General features: G+C 48.6%; 26 protein-coding genes and 1 pseudogene. 14 read left to right on the forward strand and 13 right to left on the reverse strand.

Going from position 1 to position 24,937, the window contains the following annotated elements; all coding sequences use genetic code 11:
* Positions 1–209: 209 nt before the first annotated feature.
* The gene (locus tag GMA8713_RS07040) at positions 210–1,088 is read right to left on the reverse strand and encodes a dihydrodipicolinate synthase family protein (protein ID WP_062707177.1); all 879 of its coding nucleotides are present in this window, start codon (positions 1,086–1,088) and stop codon (positions 210–212) included.
* Between the two features lie 20 nt (positions 1,089–1,108).
* A complete protein-coding gene (locus tag GMA8713_RS07045; RefSeq protein ID WP_062707178.1) occupies positions 1,109–1,885 on the reverse strand; it encodes an aldolase in 777 nt (258 codons plus the stop codon).
* Between the two features lie 115 nt (positions 1,886–2,000).
* Between GMA8713_RS07045 and pdxR the strand changes: the two genes are divergently transcribed.
* The 3 genes from pdxR to GMA8713_RS07060 all read left to right on the forward strand — a co-directional run bounded on the left by pdxR (position 2,001) and on the right by GMA8713_RS07060 (position 4,726).
* Positions 2,001–3,473, forward strand: coding sequence for a MocR-like pyridoxine biosynthesis transcription factor PdxR (gene pdxR / locus GMA8713_RS07050; protein ID WP_062707180.1), 1,473 nt, complete (start codon positions 2,001–2,003; stop codon positions 3,471–3,473).
* Between the two features lie 326 nt (positions 3,474–3,799).
* Positions 3,800–4,048 carry a DUF3297 family protein gene (locus GMA8713_RS07055; RefSeq protein WP_002536576.1) on the forward strand — a complete coding sequence of 83 codons (249 nt, stop codon included), beginning with the start codon at positions 3,800–3,802 and terminating at the stop codon, positions 4,046–4,048.
* Positions 4,049–4,243: 195 nt separating this feature from the next.
* Positions 4,244–4,726 carry a YehS family protein gene (locus GMA8713_RS07060; RefSeq protein ID WP_062707182.1) on the forward strand — a complete coding sequence of 161 codons (483 nt, stop codon included), beginning with the start codon at positions 4,244–4,246 and terminating at the stop codon, positions 4,724–4,726.
* Between the two features lie 48 nt (positions 4,727–4,774).
* On the opposite strand, the gene GMA8713_RS07065 is transcribed toward GMA8713_RS07060, so the two are convergent.
* From GMA8713_RS07065 to GMA8713_RS07090, 6 genes are all read right to left on the reverse strand, one after another.
* Positions 4,775–5,230, reverse strand: coding sequence for a GNAT family N-acetyltransferase (locus GMA8713_RS07065; RefSeq protein ID WP_062707184.1), 456 nt, complete (start codon positions 5,228–5,230; stop codon positions 4,775–4,777).
* A 195-nt stretch (positions 5,231–5,425) separates the two neighbouring features.
* Positions 5,426–6,664, reverse strand: coding sequence for a DEAD/DEAH box helicase (locus tag GMA8713_RS07070; RefSeq protein ID WP_062707188.1), 1,239 nt, complete (start codon positions 6,662–6,664; stop codon positions 5,426–5,428).
* 156 nt (positions 6,665–6,820) lie between these two features.
* The gene (locus tag GMA8713_RS07075; protein ID WP_062707190.1) at positions 6,821–7,873 is read right to left on the reverse strand and encodes a TRAP transporter substrate-binding protein; all 1,053 of its coding nucleotides are present in this window, start codon (positions 7,871–7,873) and stop codon (positions 6,821–6,823) included.
* A 71-nt stretch (positions 7,874–7,944) separates the two neighbouring features.
* Positions 7,945–9,219 (reverse strand): TRAP transporter large permease, encoded by a 1,275-nt coding sequence (locus tag GMA8713_RS07080; protein ID WP_062707192.1) that lies wholly within the window; start codon positions 9,217–9,219, stop codon positions 7,945–7,947.
* Positions 9,219–9,761: a TRAP transporter small permease gene (locus GMA8713_RS07085; RefSeq protein ID WP_062707194.1), complete on the reverse strand. Its 543-nt coding sequence runs from the start codon at positions 9,759–9,761 to the stop codon at positions 9,219–9,221. The genes GMA8713_RS07080 and GMA8713_RS07085 overlap by 1 nt, the downstream gene beginning before the upstream one ends.
* 450 nt (positions 9,762–10,211) lie before the next feature.
* The gene (locus tag GMA8713_RS07090; RefSeq protein WP_062707196.1) at positions 10,212–11,489 is read right to left on the reverse strand and encodes an alanine racemase; all 1,278 of its coding nucleotides are present in this window, start codon (positions 11,487–11,489) and stop codon (positions 10,212–10,214) included.
* A 165-nt stretch (positions 11,490–11,654) separates the two neighbouring features.
* Here GMA8713_RS07090 and GMA8713_RS07095 point away from each other — a divergent pair, with 165 nt between their 5' ends.
* From GMA8713_RS07095 to GMA8713_RS07115, 5 genes are read left to right on the forward strand one after another with little or no spacing between them, the layout of a single operon-like run.
* Entirely contained in the window at positions 11,655–12,518 is an 864-nt protein-coding gene (locus GMA8713_RS07095) for a MurR/RpiR family transcriptional regulator (protein ID WP_062707198.1), read from the forward strand.
* 20 nt (positions 12,519–12,538) lie between these two features.
* Complete coding sequence (locus tag GMA8713_RS07100; RefSeq protein WP_062707200.1) at positions 12,539–14,014, forward strand: N-acyl-D-amino-acid deacylase family protein; 1,476 nt, start codon at positions 12,539–12,541, stop codon at positions 14,012–14,014.
* Positions 14,011–14,403, forward strand: a complete 393-nt coding sequence (locus tag GMA8713_RS07105) for a RidA family protein (protein WP_062707202.1) — start codon at positions 14,011–14,013, stop codon at positions 14,401–14,403. The genes GMA8713_RS07100 and GMA8713_RS07105 overlap by 4 nt, the downstream gene beginning before the upstream one ends.
* A gap of 20 nt (positions 14,404–14,423) precedes the next feature.
* Positions 14,424–15,377 carry a sugar kinase gene (locus tag GMA8713_RS07110; RefSeq protein ID WP_084387671.1) on the forward strand — a complete coding sequence of 318 codons (954 nt, stop codon included), beginning with the start codon at positions 14,424–14,426 and terminating at the stop codon, positions 15,375–15,377.
* Between the two features lie 25 nt (positions 15,378–15,402).
* Positions 15,403–16,032 (forward strand): bifunctional 4-hydroxy-2-oxoglutarate aldolase/2-dehydro-3-deoxy-phosphogluconate aldolase, encoded by a 630-nt coding sequence (locus GMA8713_RS07115; protein ID WP_062707206.1) that lies wholly within the window; start codon positions 15,403–15,405, stop codon positions 16,030–16,032.
* Positions 16,033–16,381: 349 nt separating this feature from the next.
* Here the strand turns inward: GMA8713_RS07115 and GMA8713_RS07120 are convergent, their stop codons facing one another.
* From GMA8713_RS07120 to GMA8713_RS27270, 3 genes are all read right to left on the reverse strand, one after another.
* A complete protein-coding gene (locus GMA8713_RS07120) occupies positions 16,382–16,735 on the reverse strand; it encodes a VOC family protein (RefSeq protein WP_062707208.1) in 354 nt (117 codons plus the stop codon).
* 167 nt (positions 16,736–16,902) lie between these two features.
* On the reverse strand, positions 16,903–17,379 hold the full coding sequence (locus tag GMA8713_RS07125; RefSeq protein WP_062707210.1) for a DUF3291 domain-containing protein: 477 nt from the start codon (positions 17,377–17,379) through the stop codon (positions 16,903–16,905).
* 91 nt (positions 17,380–17,470) lie between these two features.
* On the reverse strand, positions 17,471–17,632 hold the full coding sequence (locus GMA8713_RS27270) for a hypothetical protein (protein ID WP_157515518.1): 162 nt from the start codon (positions 17,630–17,632) through the stop codon (positions 17,471–17,473).
* Here GMA8713_RS27270 and GMA8713_RS07130 point away from each other — a divergent pair.
* A pseudogene (locus tag GMA8713_RS07130) lies at positions 17,631–19,807 on the forward strand (esterase-like activity of phytase family protein). The gene GMA8713_RS27270 and the pseudogene GMA8713_RS07130 overlap by 2 nt on opposite strands.
* Positions 19,808–19,855: 48 nt before the next feature.
* On the opposite strand, the gene GMA8713_RS07135 reads toward GMA8713_RS07130, so the two are convergent.
* On the reverse strand, positions 19,856–20,362 hold the full coding sequence (locus tag GMA8713_RS07135) for a GNAT family N-acetyltransferase (protein WP_062707212.1): 507 nt from the start codon (positions 20,360–20,362) through the stop codon (positions 19,856–19,858).
* A gap of 209 nt (positions 20,363–20,571) precedes the next feature.
* Here GMA8713_RS07135 and GMA8713_RS07140 point away from each other — a divergent pair, with 209 nt between their 5' ends.
* From GMA8713_RS07140 to GMA8713_RS28025, 5 genes are all read left to right on the forward strand, one after another.
* Positions 20,572–21,117 (forward strand): PepSY domain-containing protein, encoded by a 546-nt coding sequence (locus GMA8713_RS07140; protein WP_062707214.1) that lies wholly within the window; start codon positions 20,572–20,574, stop codon positions 21,115–21,117.
* Between the two features lie 84 nt (positions 21,118–21,201).
* Positions 21,202–21,465, forward strand: a complete 264-nt coding sequence (locus tag GMA8713_RS07145) for a hypothetical protein (protein ID WP_002536654.1) — start codon at positions 21,202–21,204, stop codon at positions 21,463–21,465.
* A 33-nt stretch (positions 21,466–21,498) separates the two neighbouring features.
* Entirely contained in the window at positions 21,499–22,191 is a 693-nt protein-coding gene (locus GMA8713_RS07150; RefSeq protein ID WP_062707216.1) for a response regulator transcription factor, read from the forward strand.
* On the forward strand, positions 22,188–22,952 hold the full coding sequence (locus GMA8713_RS28020) for a histidine kinase dimerization/phospho-acceptor domain-containing protein (protein ID WP_232314382.1): 765 nt from the start codon (positions 22,188–22,190) through the stop codon (positions 22,950–22,952). Before GMA8713_RS07150 ends, GMA8713_RS28020 begins: the two co-directional genes overlap by 4 nt.
* Positions 22,937–23,389, forward strand: a complete 453-nt coding sequence (locus GMA8713_RS28025; protein WP_232314383.1) for a sensor histidine kinase — start codon at positions 22,937–22,939, stop codon at positions 23,387–23,389. Before GMA8713_RS28020 ends, GMA8713_RS28025 begins: the two co-directional genes overlap by 16 nt.
* A gap of 311 nt (positions 23,390–23,700) precedes the next feature.
* Here GMA8713_RS28025 and GMA8713_RS07160 read toward each other — a convergent pair whose 3' ends face one another.
* Entirely contained in the window at positions 23,701–24,738 is a 1,038-nt protein-coding gene (locus tag GMA8713_RS07160; protein WP_232314387.1) for a substrate-binding domain-containing protein, read from the reverse strand.
* Between the last annotated feature and the right edge of the window lie 199 nt (positions 24,739–24,937).

Consider the following 24,937-nt stretch of genomic DNA (forward strand, 5'->3'; position numbering starts at 1 on the left):
TCGGTGCTATGATGGCCATTACTCAGTCCTTTTTGTGGGTTTTCTCTGTTTGGCGATAGATCAGATCGCGCAAACTGGACTGAGTTTCTCTTACCTTTGAGATCTACTATTAGGAACAGCTATTTAGCGTACATTAATCTACAAGCGCAATAAATAGGCCTCTTAGCCAGAGGCCTAATGTTCTTGTTCGAACGGCGTCTTTTTTCAGATTAACTGTGAGTTTCCATGAGAGACTTCAGAAACTTTGTTTCTGAGACTGTCGCGCCTCTCAGAGGGCGGCGGGGTAAACCTGCAGCAATGCCTTTTAGTGCCAACCCTGCTTTAATGGCTTTGGGTATGCCACCAGCAACAATAAAACGCAACATGGGGAGTTGTCGGTAAAATATCTCTCTTGCTTCATCAAGCTTGCCGGCGGCAACACTCTGGTAAAGCGCTTGGGGCTCTTGGCCAATAAGGTTTGGTGCGGCAGTACACCAGCCCGATGCACCCGCACAAAGGGCTTCAAGGGCAAGAGGATTGCTGCCATTAAAGAACGGAAGCTTGCCAGAACTCAGCGTAAACAACTTGTGCATCCGCTGAATGTCCCCGCTACTCTCTTTCACCATGGTGACATTGTCTATCTCATGGAACATATTAACGAGCAACTCAGGTGACATATCAATACCGCTGGTTGCTGGATTATTGTATACCATGATAGGTAAGGTGATAGCGTCAGATATCTCTTTGTAATAATTAAATATTTCTTGGTCAGTCAGCTTCCAGTATGAGACAGGGATAATCATCACAGCATCTGCGCCAATAGACTGGGCATATCTTGCTTTGCTGATGGCTTGCAGGGTGGTTAACTCAGAAATACCAACAATGACGGGGACTCTTCCAGCGACTTTTTTAACTGTGAAGTCAGCGACTTGTCGCCATTCCTCTAGGCTTAGGTACGCACTTTCTCCAGTACTGCCTAATGGTGCGATGGCATCGCTTCCATTTTGGAGAAGAAGCTCCAGTGTTTCACCAAGCACGTCAAAATTGATGCTCCGCTCATCCGCGCTGAACGGTGTAATTGGGTAAGAAATAATACCGGATAGTTTCACGTTGTTGTCCTCTGTTGGGCTTAAATACAGTCGGGATGTGTCTTAAGTACTTGTCGCACGTAGTAAGCAAAATTCACTTTGTTTCGTTTGTCGGTGGATACCCAGTCGTGGGCTTCATTGGCCAGTGCGGGCTGTATTTGTTGTATCTGCCCTGCTGCCATGGCGAGTAATTGCAGTTTTGCAGCGCGCTCAATCAAAATGGCGAGGTTACATGCCTCTTCTATGGTTTTTCCCGTAACTAACTGACCATGGTGAGCCAGCAAAATAGCCCGGTTGTTTCCAAGTGCATTTGAAATGAGAACCCCTTCTTCGTTGCCAACAGGGACACCTGGCCAGTCTGCAAGGAAGGCGCAGTCATTGTAGAGACCACATGTATCCATATGAGACACAGTCAGAGGGATCTTGAGCATAGAGAGTGCTGCCACATGCGTAGGGTGCGTGTGTATGATGCAATTGACTTCTGGGTGTTCTTTGTACACCCAGGTATGAAAGCGATTAGCCGGGTTTGCCATCCCTTTTTGGTCGAGTGGTTCCAGATCTTGGTCCACTTCGAGAAGATTATCTGCGGTGATCTCATCAAACCCTAAGCCAAATCTTTGGGTAATAAAGGTATCGGGTTTATCTGAGCGGCAGGTGATTTGTCCTGCCAGTCCTGAGTCATGGCCTTTTGTGAATAAAATCCGACAAGTTAATGCGAGCTTCTGCCGATCAGTTAAATCGAGATCAGGAATATGTGCCTTCATGTTGGTCTTTGCCATTTCCATTAAGGCTTGTTTACTGAATGCATCGGTCCTCATGATCTTTCCTCCTATGACTATTGCATCTCCCAAATTTCACTCTCACAATAGTGGTTCTCTGGACCCTGATTAACAGCCAGTTTCTCTTTCTTTACTGGTCCAGATGGAGGTGTGTTTGTTACGTCCTTGGCAGACGAAGATTTGGCTCATGCGCAAAGGTGGGGAGTCTATTCATACAAGCCTGAGTAATCAGATCTCGGAAGATATTCGTTCGGGGCGTCTAGCGTCTGGCCACATGATGCCCGGCTCTAGGACGTTAGCACTGCAATTGGGGGTTAACCGCAAAACTGTTCAACAAGTCTATGAAGAGTTGGAGTCACAAGGTTGGTTGATCTCCAAACCACGTCGTGGAACCTATGTGGCTGACATGTTGCCCGAGTTGTCCTTGTCCTGTGAGAACCAAGAGTTAGTCAGTCGCGCGCAAGGGTCTTTTCCTACGGGGGATTCTTTTGAAGCGAAGCTGCTTTCATCCCATCATGTTATGGGTTCTGCGTCTATCAATGATGGAGTGCCTGATACTAGACTGATACCCTTTGAACTGCTGTCGCGTGCTTTTCGCCGAGCGATTGTTCAAACGAGCCGGCAGTCCTATTTGGGCTATGGCGATCCAAGGGGGACTGACGCGTTACGCCAATCGCTCCAGCGTATGCTCAATATGGATAGATTTATGAATGTCACGACAGACCAGATATGTGTTGTTCGTGGCAGCCAAATGGCAATTTATCTCTCATCCAAGGTACTGGATCCTGCAAAAGGTGTATTGGTGGTTGAGTCCCTTTCTTACTCACCGGCAGTGGCAGCATTTGAATCAAACGGATTTGACGTTGTTAGATGTCAACAAGATGAACGTGGTCTTGATGTCGAACACCTGGAAAAGATTTTATCGCGTTATCCAGTCGGGGCTGTCTATACCACACCACATCATCAGTACCCGACGACAGTCAGTCTATCAATGGACAGGCGCCTTAAGCTCCTTCAGTTGTCTAAGCTGCATGGATTTGCCGTATTGGAAGACGATTATGATCATGAGTTTCACTATGAGAGTCGCCCCATTCCACCGCTAGCCAGTCTTCCCAATAGCGAAAACGTTATCCATATCGGGTCGTTATCTAAAGTGTTTGCCCCAGGACTAAGGCTTGGTTACATGGTGTCTTCCCCAACATTCATCCATCGTGTTGCTGAAGAGATTACCCTTATTGATAGGCAGGGCAGCACGGTAACTGAACTGGCAGTCGCCGATCTAATGCAGTCTGGTGATGTGAAAAAGCATATACGTAAAGTCCGTAGGTTATATCAAGCTCGACGTGATCATGCTGCGAATGAATTGAAACGTATTTTCGGCGATAACGTTTTGTATCGGGTACCGCCGGGTGGATTGGCACTTTGGATAGACATTTCCCAACTGCCCAAAACCGTTGGTGACGGTAAGTCGGGAGGCTTTTCATCAAATTTCCCCGTTTTGCCAGGCAGTAAACTCTTTTCAGATGTTGATGCAACATACCCCACGCATTTACGATTTGGGTTTGGCGCACTGACAGAGCATGAAATCACGTTTTCTTTGGAGCAGTTTGCTGAACAATTTAAGTGAAAAAGGCGTCGTTTGTTGCTAAGGGCTGTTGATCTTTGGTGATGATTTTTGCAGCAGTTTGTGGGGAGTTTATGCAAGGCAGAGGCTTCGATGTGTAGCTAGCCCACATGAGAAGCTGATAACGCAGCAGAAATTCCCCACAAACGCTTAGAGCGAGAACAAAATTTAACCACCAAAGGTCAACAGACCCTAGGCATACATTCGTTTACGCGCGTTTGCCTCAATGCTTTTAGCGAATCAGATAAAAGCTAACTGATGTGTTGCTTGAGCGCTGAGTTAGCTATGTTCTACAATGGCGCACTTTCAAATGACATCAGGTCAATACAATGAACGACACAACTTCAAAGCCAGCGCTGCCAGACCATCTTTCTGGTAACCCACGCAGCCCACACTTTGTCGAAGAATGCTTCCAGCACGACATCGGCATTCGCTTCAACGGTAAAGAGCGTACGGATGTTGAGGAGTACTGCATCAGCGAAGGTTGGATCAAAATTCCTTCACCTAAAGCACTGGATCGTCGTGGCCAGCCATTGCTGATCACGCTGAAAGGCACGGTTGAAGCTTACTACATCTAAGCTATCAAACGTCGCAAGACACGTATTCAAAAGAACGAGAGCCCAAGGTCACTTGGGCTCTCTTTTTTTGCCTGTAAAGCAGTGTTTGTATGCGGGATGATTCTCTTAGGTGCAAGCCTGGAATTCTGATAGACTCCCCCGCCTCTCCGGTAAATCGTGTTGATTACGCCGGACTACCTAAGACTAGGATCTGCTTTGACCAATAATGATATCTTGCGCCGTATTCGCTATACCTTCGACTTTAAAGACAAAGAAGTCGTTGAGATTTTCGCTTTGGCTGATGTGACCGTGACGCTTGAACAAGTAGCGGCTTGGATGAAAAGAGATGAAGACGAGGCATTCGTGAAAATGAACAGCATCGAGCTTTCTTCTTTTCTGAACGGTTTGATCAACCTGAAACGCGGTAAACGTGACGGCGAACAACCTCAGCCTGATGCCCATCTTAGCAACAACATGGTGTTTCAGAAACTGCGTATCGCGTTGAACCTGAAAGCGGAAGATATTCTGGAGATCCTCGAACTGGCGAACTTCCGCTTGAGCAAACATGAGCTGAGTGCGTTTTTCCGTAAGCCGGACAACAAACACTATCGCCAGTGTAAAGATCAGATCCTACGTAACTTCCTAATGGGTGTGCAGCTAAAACTACGCCCTGAAGATCAGACTGAATACCAAGACTGATTGCTAATCAAAACAAAGCCCGGTTATCCGGGCTTTGTGTTTTGCACTTTAGGTAGATTTCGCGTTATCCAATGTATGTACGGTGACATGGAATTTTTCATTACCTGGCATGCGGCCGCTAGCAATACCTGTTTCAATAAACCCAACAGATTGATAGAACTTTAGCGCAGTAATATTCCCTTTTAACACTTCAATAGAGAAAGTACGTGCAGGTGAGCCAATCACGGCATTGACCAATGCTTTGCCAACACCACGACGATAGGCTGTTGGATCAACGTACAACCACGCGATCTCTTCATCACCATGTGCAATAAACCCGACAACCTGATCATTATCCTCTGCAACCAGTAGGTGATAATCAAAGAGGTCTTCATTCTTTGCCGCTATCTCCAGTGGTATGAAAGCATCTTCAAGTGAAGCCCCTCGAAGCTCATCCAGGCGAGCCAAGTCATGAATCTCGCAAAGGCGAGACCAGTCGTTTTCCGAATATTCGCGAACTATCATGTGTTTTATCAAGTTTCCATTTAATACGGAGGTGCTTTGCAAAAACAACGTTTGGCGTCTTGCCAGCATGGACGGACAGCTTTTTATAGCACCGTCTTATCGGTGCTCTGTGAGATGGCGTACCAAAATGCGACTAAGTGAGTGCTTTCTGTTTAAGACCGAACTATCTGCTAGGGGATAGACCTGGAAGCAAAACTAGCTCCGCGTTTTTGGTTTGAATTGTTTGATGGAGCGTTTGCTGGTGCTGCGACGGTTGGCTTTCTTGTCGCGAGGCGGACGTTTGCGCTCGCTGTTGGCGCCTTCTGTTGCAGGTTTGTCAGTCACTGGGAATCCTTCAAGTGAAAGCAGTTCCAATGGTCTTCCCGTTAACTTGCGGATGGCATTCAGCGAATCGGTTTCGCCATGACAAACCAAAGAGAGCGCCAAACCATTTTCGCCAGCACGGGCTGTACGGCCAACGCGGTGAACATAGACAGGCGCGTTCGGTGGTAAATCAGCATTGATCACCACAGGCAGCGCGTCGATATGAATGCCGCGGGAAAGTAGGTCAGTAGAAACCAGAACGTTCACTTTCTTGGCTTTAAAAGCGGCCAGAGTTTGTTCGCGTGCCGTTTGATCTTTATCGCCATGGAGCGCCGCCACTGACATTCCGGCTTTGGTGAGTTTCTTCGCCAGCGCATCGGCATTGCCGCGTTCACCGACAAACACCAACACCTGCTCCCAGCCATGTTGTTTGATCAGCGAAATCAATGCCTGGGCTTTACTGCCTTTGTTGACGAGATAAAGGCGTTCTTCAATCTCTTCCACCACACTGTTTTTCTGGTGTGCTTCGATTCGCACAGGCTTAAAAAGCATAGACATTGCAGCTGACTCAAGCGCCTGCGGCATGGTGGCTGAAAATAGCAGCGTCTGTCGCTTGGCAGGCAACACGTTAATCAGGCGCTGAACATCTGGCCAGAACCCCATTTCTAACAAACGATCGGCTTCATCAAGCGCCCATAGTTTTAAAGCGTGAAGTGATACTTCTTCTTTGTCGATAAAATCGAGTAAGCGGCCTGGGGTCGCAACCACAAGCTGTGGCTTTTTTGCCAGCTCGGCGATTTGGTTTTCTGGCGCGCCGCCGCCGCACAGCATCGCGGTTCTGATGCCCATCGTCGTGGCTATTTCATCAATCGCTTTGGTGACCTGAGTGGCCAGTTCACGTGTTGGGACTAGCACCAGTGACTGAATGTCTTTCTGGTCTGGGCTGATGCGGTCGAGCATCGGCAGACCGAATGCCAGTGTTTTTCCACTGCCTGTTTGTGCAAGGGCAATCACATCGCAGCCTTTCAGTGTAACTGGAATAGCTTTTTCCTGAATCAGGGTTGGGTATGAAAGCGCTTCAGGCAGTGCAGCCAGCAAAGTGGGTGAGAGGTTCAAGGATGAAAAAGTCATAGGTAGTCACAATGTGATGGAAAAGGTGGCGAAGTCTACCAGCCAGTCTATGAAAATTGTACGAAAAGCGGTTTGATTTTGTGGCGTAGAAATTGGGAAAAGAAAAAAGCAGGCATCGGAAGAAGTGAAAATGCCTGCTTTGTGGTAATGCTATTGCTATTGCAGATAGACGCTCTGGTTGGCTTTATCAACTTCGGCGAGGAACAGCTCAAGTAATTCAGTACCTTTTTCGCCATGGGTTTCTTTAATGTATTCAATCAGGCCTGGTTGGGTTGCATTGCGCATAGCCTGACGTTGACCATCGCTTAGGGCGTTCACTTTCATCTTCGCTTTCAGCCCATCCAAACCGCGGTCATTGGATGCTTCAATCAGTCTCGCGAGTCCGCGGTTTGAGCTCAGGGCAATTTCTACCGCATCAGAAACAATGGCCTGTTGCTCTGCTGTGAGTCCGTCATAGAAATCTTTGTTGACCATAAAGGTGTATGGGGCAAAGAGGTGGTTGGTGAGCGTCAGGTAACCCTGTACTTCATTGAATTTGGCAAATGACACTGTCGGTATTGGGTTCATTTGACCGTCAATCACGCCAGTTTGCAGTGAGGAATACACTTCACCCCAAGCCAATGGGTAGGCTTCTGCGCCCAAAGACTGAATGATCTTCTGGTGAGTTGGTAAGGTCATTGTGCGGATACGTAGCCCTTTAAAATCCTTCTGTGATTCAATAGGGCGCTTGGAGTTGGTGATAGAGAAGAAACCGCCTGTATCTGGGAAGCCGAGTACTTTTACATCTTTCAGCTCACCTTCGATATCTCTCGCCAGTGTTTGGCCGAATTTACCATCAAACACTTCATACGTCGCTGCGTTGCTTTTGAAAGCAAAAGGAACATCAAGTACACCAATGCGAGGGTAGTACCCTGCAAGTGGCCCTACCGGCGCTAACGTGCCTTGTAGTTGACCATCACGCACCATCTGGATGTGTTCTTTAGCCGAACCTAGCTGATTGCTTGGGAATACCTGCACTTTTATTTCACCATTGGTCGCGGTTTCCACAATGTTTTTGAATACGCCAGTGAATGCGTGTGCCGGGTTTTCCATGATGTCGGCTTTGTTGTCATGACCGATACGGAGCACCTTTTCTGCCATGGCAAATGGTGCGGACAACAAGCTGGCAGCAAGTGCTGCGGCGACAAGAGATTTGTTGATGTGTTTCATAATCACTCCATTGTTATGTTTGCTTCCATGAGTATTCGTAGAAACGAAAACCCATTGAATGGTTGCGAGGACTAGTAGCCAAGCAATCTAGGTATGTACAGCACCACGTCGGGTGAATAAGCGATAAAGAACAGTAAGAGCAGTTGGCCGATGAGAAACGGCATTAACTCTTTGGAAATCCCTTCAATCCTTGCCCCTGTTACTGAGGACAGGACAAACAGACAGGCGCCAATCGGCGGTGTCATTAAAGAGACGTTGAGCGCGAGGACAAAAATGATGCCCGCGTGAAGTGGGTCCAGACCGATTTCCATGGTTAGTGGAACCAGAATCGGCGCAAGAATAACCAGCATGACATTGATATCCATCAGCATGCCGACCGTCAGCAGCAACAGGATAATCAGTGCCAGAATGATATTTGGGTTGTCAGAGAGAGAGATGAAGAAATCCGCAATCATCTGTGGAATTTGGTTGAAGCTCAGCCACCACCCCAAAATGGAAGCCGAGCCAATGATGAGGTAAATCACCCCAGAGATTTGGGCGGTTCGCACTATCATTTGGTAGAAGGCATTCAAGGAGAGGTTGCGATAGACAAAGGCGCCGATGATTAACGCATAAGCCACGGCGACAGATGCGGCTTCTGTTGGCGTTACGATACCGAAAACAATGCCACCCAGAATTATCACAGGCATCAACAAAGCTAGGGCCGATTGACGAAACAGCACCAGTACCTGCTTCAGTGAGGCGCGTTGCTGATTTTTTGGTAAGCCTTTTCGCTTGCCCATGGAAGCAATGATCGCCATACAGACGAAACACACTAAGAGCCCAGGGAGGATGCCGGTTGCAAATAGGCCGCCAATCGACACGCCCATCAGTGAACCATAGACGACCATAATGCCGGATGGTGGAATGGTGGGACCAATGATGGAACCCGCTGCAGTAACGGCACAGGCGTAATCTTTGGTATAGCCTTCCTTTTCCATCGCAGGAACCAATGTGCGGCCGAAGGCGGCAGCGTCTGCTGTGGCTGAGCCTGTTATCCCGGAGAAAAAGACCGATGCCAACATGTTGGAGTGAGCCAACCCACCTCTAAAGTGCCCTACCAATGCCTGAGCCAAAAACACCAGACGACTGGTGATGCCGGTGTGGTTCATGATCTCTCCCGCCAGAATAAAAAATGGCATGGCGAGAAAAGGGAAAATATTTAATCCGTTGAAAATCTTGCTGGGAGCCAGTGAGGTGAAATGTGAACCACCAATCTCATACATACCCACAAGGCCTGCAACGCCCAGAGCGATGGCAATCGGAGCGCCCAGAAACATCAGGAAAAAAAACAGTGAAGCGACCATCAGATATCCTCCTGCTGCGGTAGAGATGGAGTTTGGTATTCGGCTGATAAGGCAGCGAAAAAGTCTTCTAAAAACACCAGAAGTGCTTGAAGTGCAGCAAGCCCAAATGTGACGGGAACAGCAGCATACGCATAGGCCATGGGCATACCGAATACCGTTGAAAGCTGGCTCGCGCCTTTTTCCGCAAAGGTAATACCCAGATAGGAGATGTAAGCAAAAAAGGAGGCGGTTAGCGCGCTCAAGGTGACCTGAAGGATAAGCCTTAACCTGTCTGGCAGTCGGCCGGCTATAAAAGTCAGTCCCATGTGCTCGCGGTTGGCGGTGCAACAGGGAACTGCCATCAAAATGGCCCATATCATAATGTAACGCGCTAGCTCTTCTACCCACCCAAGCTGGAGTTTCAACCAGTAACGATCCAGCACGCCGAGCCAGACATCCAGAATCAGTATGATCATGAGAACGGCGACCATAAACTGGTTAATTTTGTATAAGCCGCCTTTGATGGCTGTGATAGTTCGACGTAGCGATTCAGGAGTTTTCATGATGCATCCTTATTCATGAAAGAAGGCACTTTTGATTGCTAAGTGAACAAAACCTTAATGCTGGAATGTGTTTTTGGCCGTGATGTGTATCGCAAAAACATCAATGTGTGATACTTTCTAACATGATATAAGGGAAATGGATGTTAGTTACTTGTTTTTATAGGGTTTATTCTTATTACAAGGCTTTTGTGAAGTTTTACCAGCCAGAAAAGTAACATCGTCGAAGTGTTGGAAATTAAAGCGCTGAAGAGAAACAACGGGTTGTCAGCAAAGAAAAATAACATGTCCGAATTCGTGGGAGTTTCCTGCGAAAATGTGATCTTCGTATGGGTTTTGTCGCAGATAATTTATTGGGAGAGATAATCAACCAGATGCTAACTGGGTCTGCGTAATTGGACTCCGCATATTGTGCAGAGTCCATTGACCGTTGGTGAATGGGCAAGTTACGGATCAGAAGTGAGTGGTTATCCACTTAGTTATCGTGTCAGGCTCCGTTTCCACGCCAATATATCGCCATTTGTCGAAGGTCAAACAAGGATGCGAGGTCGAAAATACCAATATGTCCCCAACTTGCAGCGTGTCTTTCTGCATGACTTCAAGGAAGAGGTGTTGATCCATAATATCTGTCGAGGTGAGTTCAGGGAGAGGCAGTAGTTGACCATCCCGATATAGCCTTATTGCTTTAGGCAGACCGGCATCAAAGGCGACGTCGCGCTTACCCAGCCCGATAATGGCTTTGTCTTTCTCTGGTACTGAAATGACGTGGGCATATAGGGTCAGTGCGGAAATCAAATCCCCATCTAGACGACAGGCTGCACTGCTGTCCCGTTGAGCCCTTTCCATGACGGCGTTTTGGGCTTCCAGGTAGATCCCATCATCATGGATGAGGTAACACCCAGGACGAATAATGGTCGTCAGCCTTGTCTTCCCGGTAAATGCTTCTGCCACCACGTCATACCATGCCGACCCTGCGCCAGTCACAATAGGCTTATCAAGCGCAGAAAGCGGAATGAGGGATTCTGCTAGTGCCACCGCCCCAGATACAAACTCCCTGACTGCAGGTTCTACATCATCGCTTTCATGTTCTGCATGAATCACGCCTTCATAAAACTCAATACCCGCAAATTGAAGGTGGGAAGAGCGGGCGATGTATTGTGCCAGCGTTTGAACCTGATCGTGGGTGCGACACCCGCAACGGCCCCCATCAACGCCCAGCTCCACCAACAGCGTGACCTCTAGATTTCTGGATCTTGCTGCCGCCTGCCACTGTTCAGCCAGGTATTGGCTGTCGATACAGGGATACACCTCAATGCGATAGTGCTCGATGATATCTAACACTGCGTTGATGTTTGCTGATCCAACAATCTGATTAGCCAGGATAATTCGTTTGGCTCCCGCTTCCGCGGCGACCAGTGCCTGAGCGGAAGTAGCAAGTGTCAGCCCCCAAGCTCCTTGAGCGATTTGGGCTTTAAACAGCTGGGGAGACATGGTGGTTTTACCGTGAGGGGCGAGCAATACCTCGCTTTGATTGGCAAAGCGCTGCATCCAGTTAGCGTTGTGCGTGATGGCTGTTTCGGAAACCACAGCGGCGGGTAGAGGAATGTCGGTTAAGAGGGAGTATTTTCCCCCAGGATTAGTTCTAAATGGAACGCCTTTCGCCCCTTTTTCAAAGGGGAGTGTATCTAATGTGTGATAATAACTATCAAAATTCTTCTTTATTTCCGACATGACCTCATCCTCTTAACATACCGTTGAGCTATGGTGGTACCTGGGGTTTTGATGATATATAATTTTATCCGTGTTGGAAACTATCAAACAAATGCGATGTTATTGTGCGTGTAATCACTTTATCGATACGTGCCAATCGCTACGATATTGCTCGAGGTAATCGGAATGACGATGGAAGTAGACATCCTTTCGCAGATATCACAGCGCTTTGACGCTTTGCGAGATGCTGAAAAGAAAGTGGCTAAGTGCGTCATGGATAATCTGGCGGGTGCGGCGAGCGCAAGCATCACCGAACTGGCTGAAGAAGCCCAGGTCAGTGAAGCCACCATTACTCGTTTTGCCAAGGCTGTTGGCTGCAAAAACGTGCGTGATTTGAAGATGAAGCTGGCTCAGTCCCTCGCGGTTGGTCAAAGGTTCATCATCGATCCCGTCGAGCAGACTGGGATTCAGGGTATTTATGAGTCCGTGAAACAGTCGATGGATGCTAACCGCAAACTGCTGGACGAAAAAGACATCGAGAAGGCGGTGGATTGGTTGCACGGAGCCAGACAGATCATCAGCGTCGGCATGGGGGGAGGCTCCACTATGATTTCCCAGGAGTTGCAGCACAGGCTGTTTCGCTTGGGTTACGCCATTACGGCCTATCACGATGGTTTACTGACACGCATGGTAGCAGCCACGGCAGACAGCAGTGATGTCATGGTGATCATGTCAACGACGGGCTACACGCCCGGCATTCTGGATGCCGCGCAGTTAGCTAAAAAATACGACCTCAAGGTTATTGTTATCACCCAGGCGGATTCACCACTGGCAGAGATAGGCGACTTGGTGTTGCCGATTACGACTCAGGAAACGGATTTTATTTATAAACCTTCGGCTTCCCGTTACGCGATGCTGGCGCTGGTGGATGTGATTTCCATGCAATTGGCCGTTACCCACAAACGACGTTCGCGTGACAAGCTTAGAAGACTAAAACTGGCGTTAGATTCTTACCGGGGCGGCGGAGACAGGCAACCTTTGGGAGACTAAGGCCAAACATTGAGGCCACTATGAGATATGAAAGCGTAATTAAGGGTGCAACGATCATTGATGGCCAGAACCAGCCGCCTTTTGTGGCTGACGTTGCGCTGGCTGGTGATGAAATTGTAGCGATAGGCCAGCTTGATACGTCCAATACCGGCAAAGTCTTCGATGCTCATGGTCTGGTACTCAGCCCTGGCTTTATTGATGTGCATACGCATGATGACACCAATGTGATCCGTATGCCTGAGTGTGTGCCCAAGATCTCCCAGGGTGTGACGACGACGATTGTCGGCAACTGTGGGATCAGTGCTTCTCCGGCGGTACTGAAAACGGCACCACCCGATCCGATGAATCTACTCGGGGAACAAAAAGACTTTAAGTATCCAACGTTTGCCAGCTATGTCGAGGCTGTGAGTCACGCTCAACCTGCCGTAAATGTGGCAGCGTTAGTGGGGCATACCACGTTGCGGAACAACGTGATGGATGATCTTTACCGTACTGCCACACCGGACGAAATTGAAGCGATGAGAAAAGCGCTCAGGCAAGCGCTACATGAAGGAGCGTTGGGGTTAAGTACCGGGCTTGCCTACGCCAGTGCCAATAGCTGTGAAGAAAGCGAAGTACTGGCGCTGACCCAAGAGCTTACGCAGGTCAATGCTATCTATACGACCCATCTGCGCACTGAGTTTGAAGGTATTCTGGGGGCAATGGATGAAGCCTTTCGTGTAGGTATGGCGGCCAAAGTGCCAGTAGTGATTTCTCATCTTAAGTGTGCAGGAGCCGGCAACTGGGGACGCACCACCGAAGTGTTGGGGAAAATAGAACAGGTTCGTCAACAGCAGGAAGTTGGCTGTGATTGTTATCCGTATTCTGCCAGTTCCTCAACACTGGACTTGAATCAGGTGACTGACGAGTATCCCATCTTTATCACCTGGTCTGATCCTCATCCCGAATTGGCTGGACAAATGCTCTCCACTATCGCAAGTGACCTGAATCTGAGCCTTCTGGAGACTGCGAAGAAACTTCAGCCTGCGGGCGCGGTATACCACAACATGGATGCTCAGGATGTGGAGCGCGTTCTTCAGTATCCGCTCACCATGATTGGCTCGGACGGGTTACCGAATGACCCTCATCCACATCCCCGATTATGGGGCGCCTTTCCACGGGTACTGGGTTACTACTGCCGAGAGAGAAACCTCTTTCCGCTCACTACGGCTATTCACAAAATGACAGGCTTGTCGGCAGGGCGCTTTAACCTCACTAAACGTGGCGAAATAAAAGTGGGTTACTTCGCTGATCTCGTGTTGTTCAACCCAGATGAAATCAGTGATAGCGCCAGTTTTCATCAGCCTAAGCAGGTCGCAAAAGGCATTCAGACTGTCTGGGTCAACGGAAAAATCAGTTACCAACTATCAAAAGGGGTTCAGGGACGACATGGCCGTTTTCTGCGGCGCAAATTTACCGAACCCGTTAGCAACCAAATAATGGAGATAAATTCATGACAATTAAAAGATATGGCGCAGAAGGCGGCACGGGTACGGGGGGGCAACACCTGCCTTTTTCCCGCGCGACTGAAGCGGGTGGTTTTCTTTATGTGTCCGGTCAAACCCCGATGATTGATGGTGAAGTGGTGGAAGGCGGTATTGTTGACCAATCCCGCTTGGCCATTCAGAACTGTGTCGACATCATGGAAGAGGCGGGTTACACACTGGCTGATGTGGTGCACGTGAAAGTGGTACTGACAGACTCGCGCTATTTCCAGTCTTTCAATAAAGTCTTCAAAGAGTTCTTTGGTGATCATCCACCAGCTCGTATCTGCATGGTATGTGATCTTGTTGTGGATGTGAAAGTTGAAGTCGACGTAACCTGCTACCGAGCAGATCGCGCTTGACCTGATACTGTACCGAGTCAATGGAAATGAATAAGCAAAGTTATCACGTTGCACTGGTGGGTGAATGTATGGTGGAGCTCAGTGGAGCGCCTCTTTCGCGATCCTACGGCGGCGATACACTGAATACTGCGCTCTACCTAAGCCGCTTGTTATCAAAGGATGAAGTGACAGTCAGCTTCGCCACTGCACTCGGTGACGACGCCATTAGCGATGAGATGCTAGAAAACTGGCAGAGTGAAGGTATCGTGACAGGGCTGGTTTCACGTATACCTGGAAAAATGCCGGGATTATATCTGGTGGAAACCGACCCTCAGGGTGAACGTACGTTTCACTATTGGCGCAGTGACAGTGCTGCTAAACGCTATTTTGATGATATTTCTCCGCTTGAGAAAATCATCAAAGGTGAAGGGTTGGATCTGCTGTACTTCAGCGGTATCAGCGTTGCTATTCTACCCATTGAAGGTCGAAATAAACTTCTGTCACTCATCCGCGAAGCCCGGCGTCATGGTACAACCATAGTGTTTGATAACAACTATCGTCCCCGGCTTTGGCAAGGCGGAGACGTTCAGGACTGGTATGGCGAGTGCTTGCGCGTAACCGATCTGGCGCTGATCACTGAAGATGATGACGAAGCGGTTTGGGGGGATCGAGATATAGCAACCCGCTGCCAAGCTTTTGGTTGTCAAGAAGTGGTGATCAAGCGTGGCGCTGAGCCCTGCTCAGTCGTGACGGATTTGCAGAGAACAGCACCCCAGCAATTTTCCATTGCGGGTGAAAGCGTCGTGCGTGTGGTTGATACCTGCGCGGCGGGAGACTCATTTGCTGCTGGCTACCTGGCAGGATATATCAAGCAATGGCCAATCCCGACGCGGGCCGCGCTGGCACACAAATTAGCCTCTATAGTGATTCAGTATCCCGGTGCGGTGATCGAAAAATCCGCCATGCCAGATACATCAGTATTCGAAAGAACATAAACAGGACATTTTCAGGAGCCCACCTTTGAGCACAACAATCTTTAATGAACTGGCGAAATATAAAGTCGTACCGGTTATTCAAATTGATGACATCAAACATGCTGAGCCTTTAGCAAAAGCGCTGGTAGAAAATGGCCTTCCGGTAGCAGAAGTCACCTTCCGCACTGATGCTGCAGCCGAAGCCATTAAAATAATGCGTGAAAGCCAGCCAGATTTGCTGGTGGGCGCAGGCACTGTGCTTACCAGAAAACAGGCGGATGATGCACTGGCTGCGGGGGCCTTGTTTGCCGTCGCACCGGGCTTAAACCCGAACACGGTGAAACACTGTCAGGAGATTGGTCTTCCTATGGTGTCAGGGGTCAACAACCCAAGCCAAATCGAACAGGCACTGGAGCTGGGAATGAACTTTGTGAAGTTTTTCCCTGCCGAAGCCTCAGGGGGTATTGCGATGGTGAAAGCGCTGTTAGCGCCTTACCGTGATATTCAGATGATGCCAACAGGTGGGATCAGCCCAAAAAACGTCAAAGATTACCTAAGTATCGAACGCGTGGTTTGTTGCGGTGGGACCTGGATGGTACCAGGGTCGCTGATGAAAGAGGGCGATTGGGATGGACTTGGTAAGCTTATCCGCGAAGCTGTCGCTTTAGTTGATTAAAGCCACCATACCCAAACAACCTGAAGATACAGGATTCAGCGAGATTGACTGGCGTTGTGATCACGGCGTTCCTTTGCAGGTGTAGTCATCTCCATCAAAAAGGAACAACAAAGAGCACGGCGTCAGTCAACTCGCCCGAAGGGAGGCCCTCAATGCGCCCACTTCTTCGTTAAATCCCACGGAAATAGAACGACTATTCCTCGTGAAATTTGCCTCGAATTGAACGCATTGATGACCTCTGAATGCGCGCATCTTCAGGTCGTTTGGGTATGTACACCGCAAAAAAATGCCAGCCACGCTCGTCTGTTGACTTGGGTGGCTGGCATTTTCCGTTTGGTTTCTCCAACCGTTATTTATCTGACCAGACGGCAAACTCGTTGCCGCTTGGCTCAGTAAAATGAAAACGCCTGCCACCCGGGAATTCGAAAATCGGCTTTACGATCTTGCCGCCAGTTTGCTTTACATTGATTTCTGTCTGCTCCAACGACTCGCTGTAAAACACCAAAAGTGCGCCGCCGTTTGAAGTCTCTGAGCACATCTCCGCGCGGAAGAATCCGCCATCTAAGCCTTGGTCAGAAAAGACGGTGTAATCAGGACCGTAATCAGTGAAGGTCCAGCCAAAGGCTTCAGAGAAAAAGGATTTGGTGGCTAACAGGTCGCGGGCGGGAAATTCAACGTAGTTCAGTTTACCGTGTTGGTTCATTGGCGCACTCCAAGGTCGTTAGGAACGCGACCATGTCCGGCCGCGCACCCATTCAAGATGGTTGGCACCATCCTAAATCAAGGCGGGTAAGCGCTTTGAGATCAAAAGCCACTTCCTGCAAACAAACCTTCTTAAAACGGAAACAAAATGCCATGCGGTGAAGTGGGTTACATTCGGCTTTGAGTTGTTTCCTTTGTTGCACCTGAATCTGAAGGTTCGAAGGATTGCCGAAAAGTGAAGGCGTATTCTGACTCACCGTGTTCGCGTAAATGTTCCAGCCTATCTTTTGCTTCTTCCAGAGAAGGGATGTGCCCTTCAGGAATCCACCACATCACAAAGTTGTGTGAGCTTGGTTTTTCAAACCATTCATTGCGGCGCTTCATGATGTCCGAATGATGGGTTTTGAATATAAACTGTTTGAGTGCATCGGCGGACTCCCAAACAGAGAGGTTAATCAGGGTATTAGGGTTACCAAACAGGCGGTAGCTGAGCACCTTACTGTAGGAGTCTTTGAAGCGCCACACATACCCACGAGACGATTCCGCAGTCGCATTAACGGAAGGAATGTTATCGACAAAGTCCTTCAAAAGTGGGTCGTCAATGTTGGCTTTGGCAATCGAGATATTTAGCTCGGCAAGGTGCATTCCATTCTCCCTAATTTGTCTGTTTATCAACCTCCCACGAATCGTCAGAGGGGCAAAGTCACCCTAGGACGATGCGAGGAGTGCGTCTCACTCATGCAGTGATGTGGAAGTTACCACACATGGAAATGCGGGTATTGAACGAAATTTCACCTCTATCACCTAACTGCCATGCGAGCGTCATTGAAGTGAAACCTAAAGTCGTAAAGGTAGCGTCCCAGAATTTGGTGATAGGTTTATAAAGGAGTTTCCCCATGCGTAAGCAGCGCAACCTACTCGTTTCTGTGTTGGCACTGTCAGTCAGCGCGGGTTTGCATGCCGCAGAGCAATCTTCATTCCAGCGTATTAGCGCGGTGTCGACGGCAAACAACATCCCACCGGGCGTAGAAAAAAGTCACGAAACCTCAGCGGAAATCATTGCTGTCAGTGAAGACGGCAACACATTGGTTTACACCGATAGCCCGTTGAAAGGCGTGGGGATGCTGGATATCACCAACCCGAAAAAACCAACAGGGAAAGGCTTTGTTTCGCTGAATGGTGAGCCAACCTCGATTGACGTTTTGGGTGATACTTTTGTCACCGGCGTGAATACCTCAGAAAGTTACACTCAGCCGTCTGGCTATCTTGAACAGCGAAATCTGACCACAGGTGTTCGCATAGAAAAGTGCGAACTTGGTGGCCAGCCGGACTCTGTTGCCGTGGCAAAAGATGGCAGCTTCGTCGCTGTGGCGATTGAAAATGAGCGTGATGAAGACCTGAACGATGGTGTGCTTCCACAATTCCCAGCCGGTCACCTTGCGCTGGTGCCTGTTAGAAACGGCAAGCTTGCTTGTGAGGCTCAGAAAAAAGTAGCGATGACAGGCTTAGCCGACATCGCGCCGGAAGATCCAGAGCCAGAATTTGTGGATATCAACAGCCTTGGCGAAATCGTGGTCACCCTGCAAGAGAACAACCACTTGGTGATTGTGGATGGTAAAAAAGGTGAGGTGATTGCGCATTTCCCTGCCGGCGCAGTTGATTTGGATAACGTCGACCTGGATGAAGAGCGCGCCCTGACTTTTGATGGCACCCAGAAGAACCGTAAGCGTGAACCGGATGCGGTGAAATGGTTGGATGACGAGCGCTTTGTGATTGCCAATGAAGGTGACTACGAAGGCGGCTCGCGCGGTTTCACCATCTTCAATAAGCAAGGCGATGTGCTGTTTGAGTCGGGTCTGGGTCTGGAATACCGCATCGCGATGGCGGGCCACTACCCTGAAAAACGCTCTGGTAACAAAGGCGCAGAGCCGGAAGGTCTGGAAGTCGGTACTTTCAATGGTCAGCAATACATTTTCGTTTTATCTGAGCGAGGCTCAGTCGTCGGCGTTTACCGAGACACAGGTAAAGCACCTGAATCTGCCGTTGCGATTCCACAGCGTGGTCTGCTGGCAACGCAACGGCCAACGAGAAAGATCTGATTGAAGATGGCGGCGTGCGTGCTCATGTGATGCTTTATCAGATTGGCAATGAAGACCCCTCTTACCCTCAAATTGAATCCGTGATGGTTGATGGCAAGCCCATTGGTTGGGGCGCGTTGTCAGGTCTGGTTGCGGATCCAAACAAAGAAAACACCTTGTATGCCGTGAACGACAGTTTCTATAAAGCCCAGCCTTCGATTTTTGTGGTCGAGGCTTCTTACACGCCAGCCAAAATCACAAAGCGTATTCCTGTGATGAAAGACGGCAAACCAGCGAAGAAACTGGATTTGGAAGGGATTACTACAGATGGCAAAGGCGGTTTCTGGTTGGCTTCTGAAGGGCGCACTGACAAAGAGATCCCACACGCCCTATATCGCACTGATGCCAACGGCAACATTGTAGAAACTGTCGAATTCCCCGTTGAATTGCTGGCTGTGGAAAAACGCTACGGTTCAGAAGGCATCACCCGTGTAGACGATAACCTCTGGATTGCGATTCAACGTAGTTGGAAAGATGACCCAGAAAACACCGTAAAGCTGGTGCAATACAACACCAAATCTGGTGAGTGGAAAGCGGTGCGCTACCCGACTGAACCTGCTTCAAAAGGCTGGGTAGGACTGTCTGAAATCACTGTCTACGAAGGCGCGCTTTACATCATTGAACGTGATAACCAAATTGGTGACGCGGCGAAAGTGAAGCAACTGACCCGTGTGTTACTGGCTGATGCTAAACCCGCCGCATTGGGCGGGGAGCTGCCATTGGTGAGTAAAGAAGTGGTTTATGACTTCATTCCAGATCTGAAAGCGCAGGGTGGTTTCGTGACGGATAAAATTGAAGGCTTTGCGATCACCAAAGACGGTAAAGCATTCGCTGTCACCGACAATGACGGTGTGGATGACAGCAGCGGTGAGACCTTCTTCTTCCCGCTTTCCAAAGATGGAAAGGCCCTGGATTTTGCGACCTTGCGTCCGTAATCCAACGACCTAAAAAACAAACCGCCGGCGCAATTCCGGCGGTTTGTTTTAAAGGATTAACTGGTAGCTCAACAAATCGTGGTGCTGTCCCTGAATCAACGTCGCGTTTAACGCTTTGCTTTGGTAAGCAAACCCGGCGTTCTCAAGCACTTTGATAGAGGCTTGGTTACCCGAAGTCACTTTTCCCACTACATAGCCCACATCAAGTTGCTCACGACACACTTCCACCAATGCCAGTAATGCGCGCTTGGCGATACCTTTGCCCAAATATTCCTGACAGACGCGATAGCCAATCTCAACATGGTCGTCGTAAATGGTATGAATATTAGCTCTGGCAACGATTTTGTCGCCATCGTAAATCACATACATCAGATGGGTTTCAGTGCTTTGGTTTTCTACCAGTTCACGAGTGGCATCGGTGAGCCCAGCCAGATTGAAATAGCCCGAGGGCCTTGGCGGAATGAATTGCTCAAACCAGGTTTTGTTACGGCGTTCGAAATCCAATAATGCCGGGCAATCAGACAGGCTGAGTGGTAATAGGGAAACCGTTTCCATACCAGAGAGCTAACCTCCTTGTTTACATTGTAAATTTTGAATGAAGTGCAACTAAGTTTCTATTCTGCGCTCATTTAAGACATCTGGACAATCCAAACCTTACAAAAATGTATAGTTCGCGAAAAGTTGGCGAAAGCCCTCTCACTTAAAGTATCTACGTCGACAGGGAAACGTCCTTGTCCGCGAATACCAATAACGAGGATGACACAATGAAAAAGACAATGATCTTTAAGCCTGCTGCTATTTCCGCTGTATTCGGTTTGAGTGCCTTGATGGCGGTAGGTACCGCAAACGCGGGCGACGCACCAAAGTCTCTGAATGAAGATGCTGTTAGTCTGGTTCAGGGGGTTGAGATTGCCAAGAACGCTACCGGCGGCGTAGTACTTGAAGCAGAACGCGACGTAGAAATGGGCCAAGCGGTATACGAGATTGAGCTGGCAAGTGAAACCGGTGAAGAAATCAAAACCGTGGTGAACGCGACGACGGGAGAAGTGATCCTGACGAAAACCCGTCGCGACCATGACGACCATCACGATGACGACGACGTAGAAGATGCGATCTGGCTGTCAGGCATCAAAGACGGGACTTACCTGTCACTGGAACAAGCGCTGATGCAAGCAGAAACCCAGGTAGGCGGTAAAGCCTGGAGCATTGAGCAAGATGACCACCGTGGCCAGCCTTCTTATGAAGTTGAGCTTCTGGATGCAAACGGCAAACGCGTTGAAACCCGAATCAATGCGATGGCTTCTAAATAAGCCCGCTCCAAAGGTCAACAGACCCTAAAACGTCATTATCGAATTTATCTGTAGGGGCGATGCCGTCCCTGATTGGAGGTACACATGAGCGACGAAAACAAAAACACATCAATGTGGCAACGCGCAAAAGAGATGGTGAAACGTGTTGTTCAAGAGGCACCTATGGCAATTCTGGGTGTTGTGAGTTTCTCACTACTATTTATGCTGGGACTGGTTACACTGGGAATCAGTTTGATGGCAGGGGTTGCCGCCATCATTATGGCAAAATGGCAACAGCGCAAGATGGCGAACGACATTGCCAACCCAACAGATAAGAGAAACGACGAAGAACCCATTGCGGCTATGTAAGCCGCAATGTTATCCCGAACAGAGAGAGTCCCTATGCGCGTGTTGTTGGTCGAGGACGATACCAGTCTCAGTAGTTTTGTAGAAAAAGGCCTGCGTGAAGCAGGCCATCAGGTTGAAGTCACCGATAATGGTAAGCATGCGCTCACGCTTTGTATGGCAGAAAGCTACGATGTGGCGATTGTCGATCGTATGTTGCCAAGGCTGGATGGTCTCTCTTTGGTAAAAGCGCTGCGTGCCGCACAGGTCGGCACGCCGATTCTCTTTCTGACCGCCCTAGGCGGTGTAGACGATCGCGTGCAGGGTTTGGAAGCGGGTGGTGATGATTACCTCACCAAGCCTTTCGCGTTTTCTGAGCTGTTGGCTCGCGTCACTGCGCTTTCCCGCCGTGCGGTGTTGAAAACGACAGAAGCCAGCCCACAAATCAGTTATGGCGATGTGATACTGAACCTGTTTGAACACTCTGCGACCCGTCAGGGCCAGTCACTCGATTTACAGCCGAAAGAGTTCCGTATTCTGGAGCTTTTCCTACGCCATCCTGGCCGCGTGATCACCCGCACCATGCTGCTTGAACATGTGTGGGATATTCATTTCGACCCACAAACCAGTGTGGTGGAAACCCATATCAGCCGTCTTCGCAACAAGCTCGAAAAGCCATTCGGTGACACGCTCATTCAAACTGTGCGCGGTGTGGGCTACAAGCTGGAACAAAAAGGCGAGGCTAAATGAAAGCAAGACTGACTGCGTTCTTCAATCGCCACCTTTCCAAGCGAAAGTTACTGGCTGTTCTCCCTGCCTGGATGAAGAGCTCTGCGATCCAGCAAGGTTTGATGTTTGGCAGCGTGTCGATCATTAGTCTGGTACTGATGGCGACGGTGACCTTCTTTTATGTCGAGCATGAACTGAAAGACCAAAACCGCGAGATAGTAAAAGAGTCTCAGCAGCTTGCCACGGGCCATCACAAAGAAGTGGATGATGACCCGATTGAAGACGACGAAATTCTCGCTGTGCTGGCGTCCGGTTTTGTGTTGGCCGGTGTGCTGGTATCGATCTTCACCGTCGCCTTGGTCATTGCGATGAGCCGCATCAGCCAAAAACGCATCAACCGGATCGAAAAGGTGCTTAATGCAGCGGCTGAGGGCGATCTCTCCTCGCGCACGCAAGTTAAGTACACCACCAGTGATTTGGCGCGCATTTCAGTTTCTGTTGACGATATGCTCTCAAGACTTGAAGGTTCAGTGGCGGCGATGAGCGACATTTCAGCCAATATTGCCCACGAGTTGAAAACGCCTATCACCCGCTTGCGCCACAACCTGCTGACATTGAGGGAGGACGCGGAGCGGGTTGAGCCAAACCTCGAGGATACATTTATCGAAGAGCTTGATAAAGCGCTGGAAGATTCACAGCGTTTGGCGTCTATCTTCGATGCATTGCTACGAATATCCCAGAGTCCGGCGCACGCCGAAGCCGCTTTATGGCACTCGACCTGAACAATGTCATAGAGACAGTGGCAGAGATTTACGTCGATGTAGCGGAAGATGCACTGATGACGCTGGTGGTGGAGAAACCGGATTCGCCGTTGATGATTAATGGCGACCGTGAACTGCTTATCCAACAAGTTGCGAACCTGATTGAGAATGCACTGCGATACTGCCCACCAGGTAGCCATATATACCTACGCTGCGGCGAAAAACCGGAAGGTGGCAAGGTGTGGCTCGAAGTGAGCGATAATGGCCCAGGTATTGAGGATGAAGATAAAGAGCGTGTATTTGAGCGACTCTACCGCGTGGACAAAAGCCGCACAGATGGTGGGCTAGGTCTTGGTTTGTCACTGGCAAAGGCGGTTGCAGGCCTTCATTATGGCAACATTGAGTTGTTTGATGCTTTACCGGGATTAAGTGTCAGGGTGTCCATCCCCGTCCGTTAGAATTATGTTTTCAAAGGTATTTTAAAAATTCATACCCAAACATCTTCAGGTTACTTGGGTATAACGGATTTAATCTCGTAACATCTTGAGGCCCTTACTTATATTTTTAGATATGATGGAGCAGAAAGTGTTTTGTTGTCCCAAAGAGAGTTAATATAAAAATTATTTCATATTAACCCCTTTGTTTTTTCATGATTGAATTGGACATTTAATTTGTTATTTCCGGGAGGGTTGTGATTGCGGATTTATTATTTAACCAGCATTTAAATTCTCACACCTGAGAATTTAAATGCTGGTTCTTTACATATTTTCTACTCAATGCCTGAGTAGCGAAACGCTTCTCTGGTTAACCGGTTTAGTTCGCTTTCTTCCATTTGGTTGTGAACCACGGTGATACGCCCAAGATAAATCAAAGGCACTTCAGAGGCTCTATTCTGCAAGTGATATTTAATAGCTTCAGCTGTAGCTACGCCTAAATCGTCACTCATCCGCATTGGGGTAGCATCCAGCTCGCCAGCCCGAATTTTTTCGATTTCTTTAGCTGTTCCCCCCCAACCGGTCACATAAATGTCAGACAATCGCCCTGCTTCACCAAGTGCTTCGACAGCCCCCATCGTCATGGCAGTATTGGCGTTATGTATCATCGCCACTTCAGGAAAGTTGTTCAGTATCAACCGAACCCCGTCAGCACCGCCGAGTTTCTGATATTGACCGAAATGCTCATAAATGTTCAGCCAATCCCCTTCCTGTTCAACACAGTCAATAAAGCCTTGAGAGCGTTGAGTGTCTGTGATGCCAGGAATTCCACGGTTTGCTGCAAACTCAACCTCTTTACCCAGGTATTTAATCGCATGCTCACAAAGTACATCGGCACCCATGGCACTGGAAAAGTCGAACCAAGCATCTGGTTGAGCTGTCCATTCATCGTTTGGCGTATGGAATGCCCAAATGAAGGTCTTGAACTGGTCTGACGCCGATAATTTCTGAATGTTATAAGCCTGCAAATCGAGTTCAGAAGGGCCAAAAATAACAAAATCGTAGGGTTGTTCTGCGCTGAGCACCTGCTTTGTGTACTGTGTTTGTAGTGAGTGTTCTATCTGCTTCGAAGTGAATTCATGTACCTCGTAGGGCACTTTGAGTGCTAGAAGCCGTTTGGTCATCGCTTTAAAGTTTTTTATCCAAAAATCAGAGATATCTGCACTAGGATAAATAATTGCAATACGTATAGGTTTGTTTAAGGTTTCAATAAATAATGGCACAGGAGGTTCGCTCACTGTTTGCTGAAAGGTCTTAAGCTTTTCATTATTAATATTATTTACGTTTTCTTTAGTAAAAACTGAAAAAGACATTGCAAACAAAGCACAAACTAGGCCAGCCTTGATACTTCTTTTCATTTTCCACCCTTATGGTTTACCAACTGCAAAAACTCTATTAACATAATTATTAATGATACATGAGAATTATAAACTGGACTGGTTTCATCCCTTGAGTAATTATATTTTTTCCCGATTCAAGACTTTAATCATATTTTTCTTTGTCACGACGTGC

Source organism: Grimontia marina, assembly GCF_900060185.1.
In the GTDB taxonomy this organism is placed as follows: Bacteria; Pseudomonadota; Gammaproteobacteria; order Enterobacterales; family Vibrionaceae; genus Enterovibrio; species Enterovibrio marinus.